A 6330-nucleotide genomic window follows, 5' to 3' on the forward strand; every position below is an offset into this window, starting at 1 on the left:
TGCTGGAGGCTTCGACCGGGCCGTTCGAGCAGGCCTTCGGGCAGCAGAACGGCGCGCACGCCGTCGTCGCCTTCGACGGCGCCAAGGCCACCGACCAGCAGCTCGCCGCCACCGCGCACGCCGCCGGCCCGCAGCGCCTCCTGCAACGCCAGCGGCCGGGCCTCCCACGTGCTGCACATCACGAACACGTCGGCGGCGCGCAACAAATCGGCGATGTCGGCGCGGTGGCCGAGCAGCGCGACCGGGAGGTCGTGGGCGTCGATGGCGGCCTGGAGCACGGAGCGCTGCCGGCCCTCGCCGGCGATGGCGACCGGCGGGACGCGCCCGGCGCCGAGGCGCTCCCGAATTATTATCAATGCCTTGAGAAGGGTGTCATAGTCCTTCTGCGGGGCCAGCCGGCCGACGGCCAGGACCAGGCGGCGCTCGTCGTCGGCGGCCAGGCCGAGTTCGCGTCGGAGCGCGTCGCGCACTTCCGGCGTGGGGAGCGTCGGCGCGGGCAGGGCGGGGGCCACGACCGGGCCGAAGGAGGCGTTCTTCGCGCCGTCTCTGGTCGCGGTGGCGACCAGGTCGTGGGAGGCGGCCAGGACCGCGTCGGCGCGTTGCGCGATGAGCCGGAGCAGCAGTTCCCCGGCGCGGTTGGAGGGCGCGTTGTGCAGGGTCACCACGGTGCGCTTGCGGGTCGCCAGGCACGCCGCGGCGCCGGCGCGCAGGCCATGCGCGTGGACCACGTCGGCCTGGGCCTGGCGGGCGGCGTGGCGGATCGCCGGTATGGCGCCGGTACCGGTGGCGACCAGGGTGCGGACGTCGTGGCCGACCTCGCGCAGGGCCCGGGTGAGGCTGTCGACGTGGACGCCGATGCCGCCGGTGCTCTCGGGGCGGACCAGCAGGATCCGCAGGGCGTGCGTGCTCATGGTGCGGACCTCCGGCCACGCCGGTTCCGGTACCGGTATTCGATGGGCGCGCGCAGCCACTTGCCGCACTCGGTGTCGGGCAGGAGCCGCTTGGACGCGACGACGGCGACGCCGACGAACAGCGCGACGGTCAGCAGCGCGGTCGCCGCGCCGATGAGCATCGCGCGCAGCGGGCCGGTGGCGCCGGGCAGCGCGGCGAACAGCATCCCTATCGGTGCGGCGACGGCCGCGGCGAGCGCCGCGACCAGCCCGGCGCGGCCGACGCCGGCCAGCGCGTCGCGTCCGACGCCGCGGCGGACGGCGCCGAGCAGCGCGGCGCCGGCCACCGTCATGCCCGCGATGTTGCCCAGGCCGAGCGCGATGACCGCGTCCTCGCCGGGCAGGAGTTCGACCAGCGTCAGGTCGGCGACCAGGACGGTGAACCAGCCGGCGCAGACGGCGGTCGCGGCGGCGCGGCCCCGGCCGGAGGCGTAGAGCGCACGGCTCAGGTGCGCCAGCAGGCCGTAGCCGATCAGGCCGGGGGCGAAGGCGGTCAGGCCCTGGCCCATCATCTCGACGGTGACGCTGCCGCCGGTGCCGTGGCGCGCGGTGAGGAACAGCCGGGCCGTGGGCCACGCGGCGGCGGCCAGGACCGAGGCACCGGCCGCGGAGAAGATCACCACGGCCTGGGTGGTCGCGGCGACGCCGTGCGCGTAGCCGCGGCGGTCCCCGGCGGCCCACTTGGCGGACAGGTCGGTGAAGGCGCTGGTCGCGACCGGGACCGCGAGCACCGCGTACGGGAGCGAGTAGACGGCCCAGACCAGGTTGAAGACGGTGAGGGTGCCGGTGGAGGCGTGACCGGCGTTGGAGAGCAGGACGATGGTCAGGACCGCGAGCTGCTGCGCGATCAGGGTCGCGACGCCGGCGACGCCGAGGGAGCGGGCCTTGCGGGCGACGCCTTCGGGGAAACGGAAGGTCGGGCGCAGGTTCAGCTTCGCGCGGCGGACGGCCGGCAGCAGCGACAGGACCAGGATGAGGACGCCTGCGGACGTGCCGAGGGCCAGGACGAGCTCGGGGAGGTGGCGCAGGTCGCGCAGGTGGGCGCCGCGGCCGCGGTCGAGGAAGGCGAAGACCGTGTAGGAGGCGATGACGACCAGGCTGGACAGCAGCGGGGCGAGCGCGGGCGCGAGGAAGCGGCGGTCGGCTTGCAGGGTCGCGCCGAGGACGACGGCGGCGCCGTAGAGGGGGATCTGCGGGAGGAAGAAGATCAGGAAGCGGCTGATCTGGTCTGTATAGAAGGGGCCGTGGCCGCTGCCGAGGATGTGGCCCATCGGGCCCGCGAGGGCGACGCCGGTGGCCGACAGCGGGATGAGGATGGCCAGCGTCCAGGTCAGCAGGGCCGAGACGATGCGGGAGGCGCGGGCTCGGTCGGCGGGGCCGTCGCCGCCGGTGAGCGGGCCGGCCAGGAGCGGGACGGCGACGCCGGCGAGGGCGCCGCCGGCGGTGATCTCGAAGACGATGTTGGGGAGCTGGTTCGCGGAGTTGTAGGCGTCGGCCAGGGAGCCGGCGCCGACGGTGTGGGAGAAGACGAGCCAGCGGCCGAAGCCGACGACGCGGGAGGCGACGGTTGCTATGGCGATGAGGACGGCGGCGCCGAGGAGGGTGTTCGCTCGGTGCGGGAGGCGGGGACCGCGTGGGCTCGGGGGGCTTGGGGAGCCGGGAGGGCTTGGGTGACTCTGAGGACTCGCAAGGCTCGCGGCTGCGTGCTGCTCCGGCACTGACGGTTGAGCGGCGGCGTTCGGCTCGACCACCTCGGCCGGGTCGTGCTCGATCTGGACGTCAGCCATCCGCGGCCTCGCCCCGCTTCGGGATCCGGCCCCACTCGTCGAGCTTGCGCAGCGGCGGCGTGGCGGCGATGACCTTGGTGAAGCTGACCTTCTCGCTGGCGGCGGTGAGCGCGACGAGGCCGGTGGCCAGGACGACGAGACCGGGGCGCGAGGCGCGTGCGGCCGCCGCGACACCGAGTGCCGCACCGAGTGCGTTGGCGCCGCAGTCGCCGAGCATGGCCTGCTCGCCGAGGTCTTCGGGGAGAAGCGCTGCGGCGGCACCGAGTGCCGCCGCCGTGAGGAGCCCGGAGCTCGATTTACCCGATGTCCGCGATGTCCTCGATGTCCTCGATGTACTTGTGACGACCTCGCGCAGGAGGCCGCTGCCCGCGCCGATGACCGCGGCTTTGGTGGCGCGTCCGGGGCGCAGGTCGAAGAGGTTCACGACGTTGGCCGCCCCCGCGACGACGAGGCCCGCCAGCACGCGGTCGAGCGGATCGCGGCGGATGACGGCCCCGGCGGCCAGACCGGTGGCGCCGATGCCGAGGATCTTGACGGCACCGGTGGTGACCTCGCCGTGCGCCAGGGCGCTGAGGTGGCCGCGGAAGCCCTTGGCGGCGCCGCGTTCGTTGAGGTCGTCGTAGAGGCCGACGGCGCCGGCACCGAGTGCCGCGCCACAGCCTGCGAGGCGCGCCGAGGCAGGCAGCCCGGGGACGAGCAGGGACGCCGCGGCGATGCCGAGCGCGACGGCGGGGCCTTCGAGCAGGGTGACTTCGCGGCCGCAGTTGTTCTTGCGGACCCAGCGCTCCCGGCCGCCGGGAGGCCGTGCGTTCAGCAGGCGATAGGCGCCGCGCGCCACGCCGCCGCCGACCGCGGCGGCCGCCACGACACCGCTGACACCGCCGACACCGCCGACACCAGCCACCCGGCCGGCGCCGCCGAACACCCCGGCCGCTGCCACCCGCTCGACGCTACCTGCTGCGCGGCGCCGGATCGCCGAACGACTCGCGCCGGACACGCCACCCGCCGCCTGAATCCCACTCACCCGAAATCCCCTCCGCATACCGGCCCGCCACCCGCCTCAGTGCAGGTCCGGCAGCGGCCCGTCGGCCGTTCCGGTGAGTCCGTAGTGCCCGGTCTTGCCGCCGGCGGCCTCGGCGAGGGCGAACACCGTGATGATGCGGCCGGAGGGCTGGTCGGCGGTGTCCGCGGTCGACACGTTCTTCGACACCCAGCTGTCCTTCAGCGCGGCGGCCAGCAGGCCCGGGCTCGCGGCCGAGGACGCCGGGCCCGCCAGGACCGCGCCCAGGGAGCGGCCGCCGCCGGTCAGGTCCTTCAGGAAGCCGAGGTACAGCGCGTCGGCGGCGTCGTTGCCCGCGGAGCCCGACGAGGGCGCCGGCGGGGCCAGGACCACCACCAGGTCCGCCGATGCGACGCCGGCCGCCTTCACGTCGACGAACCCGGCGTTGCTGTACGCGGTCAGCACGTCCTGGGACGCCTGGTCCGTTATCTTCTGCTCGCCGATGCCCGAGGAGTTCGCCGGTATGCGGTGCACCACCGCGCCGGCGATGTCGGCCATGGCGACCACCGGAGCCGGCGTGCCGGCCGTCGCGGAGGGCGACGGGCTCGGCAGCTGCTCTCCCCCGCGTTCGGCGGCCGGGAGCTTCGCGCCGGTGGCGGCCAGCTTCGTGGCCTGGCCGGGGTCCAGCAGCGCGGACTTCAGCGTCACCTCGCCGGTGACCTGCGCTCCGGCCTTGCCCAGCAGGGCGGCCAGCGCGTCGCCGCTGGAGCCGTCGGCGCCGGGAAGCATCACCACGGCGACGGAGTGGCCTGCGAGCTTGCCGGCGACGGCGTCCGGGCCGAGGGCGGCGATCAGGCTGTCCCGGTCGCGGACCTGGTTGTCGAGCTCGCTCTGGGTGCCGTGCAGCGCCTGGTTCTGGCCGCGCAGGGAGGAGAGCTGGTTGTTCAGCTCGTCGTAGGCGACCTTGCTCAGGTAGGAGGACCCGATGACCAGGCCGACGGTGAGGGCGAGGAAGACCGCGACGATGGAGACGACGTGGTAGCGGAAGTCGATCAAGTGAACAGTCCCCGCAGCCGGAAGAGGGAACGGCCTCGCGCCCCACTGGGAGCAGCGTTGAAGCCTGCCTGGCACGCCGGGGCCGCCATCGGCAGGGGATCACTCCATGAGCGCCCTTCGGGCCGTCGTCGCCGCACGTGTCTCCCAGGTCACAGACGAATCGGTCTCGATTCGACGACAGGTCAAATCAGGTGAAGCCTACGCGCTCGACCGGCGGTGGCCAGTAGTCGGCCGGGTCCGTGACGCTCCCGGCAGGCTCGACTACGAAAACGAACTCCGCAGCCAGAACACGAAGTCGTCCCACAGCGAGCCCAGCACGGTCAGATACCCCTTCCCGGCCGGCGAGACCAGCAGCGTGGCGATGATGGTGGTGAGCGCGGCGAGCACCAGCGCGGCCAGGGACGCGTTGGAGATGCGGCTGCGGTACAGCCGCGAGACGCCCTTGGCGTCCACCAGCTTGCCGCCCACGCGCAACCGGGTCAGGAACGTCGAGGCCATCCCGCCGCGCCCCTTCTCCAGGAACTCCACCAGGTTGGTGTGGCTGCCGACGGCGACGATCAGGCTCGCGCCCTTGTCGTCGGCCAGCAGCATCGCCACGTCCTCGCTCGTGCCGGCCGCCGGGAACAGCACGCACGGCAGCCCCAGGGCGGTGACGCGGTCCAGGCCCGGGGCGGTCCCGTCCGGGTAGGCGTGCACGATCAGCTCCGCCCCGCAGCCCAGCGCCGCGTCGGAGACCGAGTCCATGTCGCCGACGATGATGTCCGGCTTGTGGCCGCCCTCCAGCAGCGCGTCGGCGCCGCCGTCCACCCCTATGCACACCGGCCGGTACTCGCGGATGTAGGGGCGCAGCACCGCCAGGTCGTCCTTGTGGTGCGTGCCTCGGACCACCATCAGGACGTGGCGGCCGTCGAGCTCGGTGGTGATGTCCGGCACGCCTACGCCGTCGAACAGCAGGTCTCGCTCGGCACGCAAGTACTCCATGGTGTTCGCGGCGAACGCCTCGATCTGCTCCGAGACCGTCGAGCGGGCCTCGGCCAGCGCCTCGACGACCTCGTCCAGGTCCACGGCCTTGCCGACCGCGACCGGGGTGCTGCCGCGCAGGATGACGTTGCCGTCCAGGCGCACCATGTCGCCCTCGCAGATCCGCTCCAGCACGGCGGGCCCGACCTCGTCGACGACCGGGATGCCGGCCGCGAGCAGGATCTCCAGGCCCATCGCCGGATAGCGGCCGGACAGCGACTTGGCGGCGTTCACCACCGCCGCCGGCTTGCAGGCCAGCAGCGCCTCGGCGGCCGGGCCGTCGAGGTCGACGTGGTCGATGAGGGCGATCTCGCCGGCCCGCAGGCGCTTGGTCAGGTCTTTGGTGCGGCGGTCCACGCGGGCAACGCCGGACAGGCCCGGCAAGTCTGGCTGGCGGGCCTGGGCTCGGCGTCGGGGACGGTGCGGAGAGTGCGTCATCACTGGCGCTCATCGTCGCACGTCCGGCTGCGACGGTGGTAAGGGATTGGCTGGCGGGTGACGCGGGGCGGGTGGGGAG

The 6330-nt window shown here is 73.9% G+C and carries 5 protein-coding genes; all 5 read right to left on the minus strand.

Features of this window, described 5'->3' with window-relative positions:
- The coding region (locus GWK61_RS51850) for a glycosyltransferase (protein WP_194921558.1) at positions 1-911 on the minus strand (911 nt) is incomplete at its 3' end.
- Complete coding sequence (gene murJ / locus GWK61_RS51855) at positions 908-2737, minus strand: murein biosynthesis integral membrane protein MurJ (protein ID WP_194921562.1); 1830 nt, start codon at positions 2735-2737, stop codon at positions 908-910. The genes GWK61_RS51850 and murJ, both read right to left, overlap by 4 nt.
- Complete coding sequence (locus tag GWK61_RS51860) at positions 2730-3761, minus strand: hypothetical protein (RefSeq protein WP_228564390.1); 1032 nt, start codon at positions 3759-3761, stop codon at positions 2730-2732. The genes murJ and GWK61_RS51860 overlap by 8 nt, the downstream gene beginning before the upstream one ends.
- A gap of 36 nt (positions 3762-3797) precedes the next feature.
- Positions 3798-4793, minus strand: coding sequence for a copper transporter (locus GWK61_RS51865; RefSeq protein WP_194921565.1), 996 nt, complete (start codon positions 4791-4793; stop codon positions 3798-3800).
- Between the two features lie 261 nt (positions 4794-5054).
- Positions 5055-6251, minus strand: coding sequence for a putative cytokinetic ring protein SteA (gene steA, locus GWK61_RS51870; RefSeq protein WP_194921567.1), 1197 nt, complete (start codon positions 6249-6251; stop codon positions 5055-5057).
- Positions 6252-6330: the final 79 nt, after the last annotated feature.

The sequence above is a fragment of the Catenulispora rubra genome (genome assembly GCF_015356825.1).
Classification (GTDB): Bacteria; Actinomycetota; Actinomycetes; order Streptomycetales; family Catenulisporaceae; genus Catenulispora; species Catenulispora rubra.

What these genes read in the sequence shown, in the direction of transcription:
- murJ (WP_194921562.1), bottom strand. Translation starts at nt 2,737, where the DNA reads ATGGCTGACGTCCAGATCGAGCACGACCCGGCCGAGGTGGTCGAGCCG.
- steA (WP_194921567.1), bottom strand. Translation starts at nt 6,251, where the DNA reads ATGACGCACTCTCCGCACCGTCCCCGACGCCGAGCCCAGGCCCGCCAG.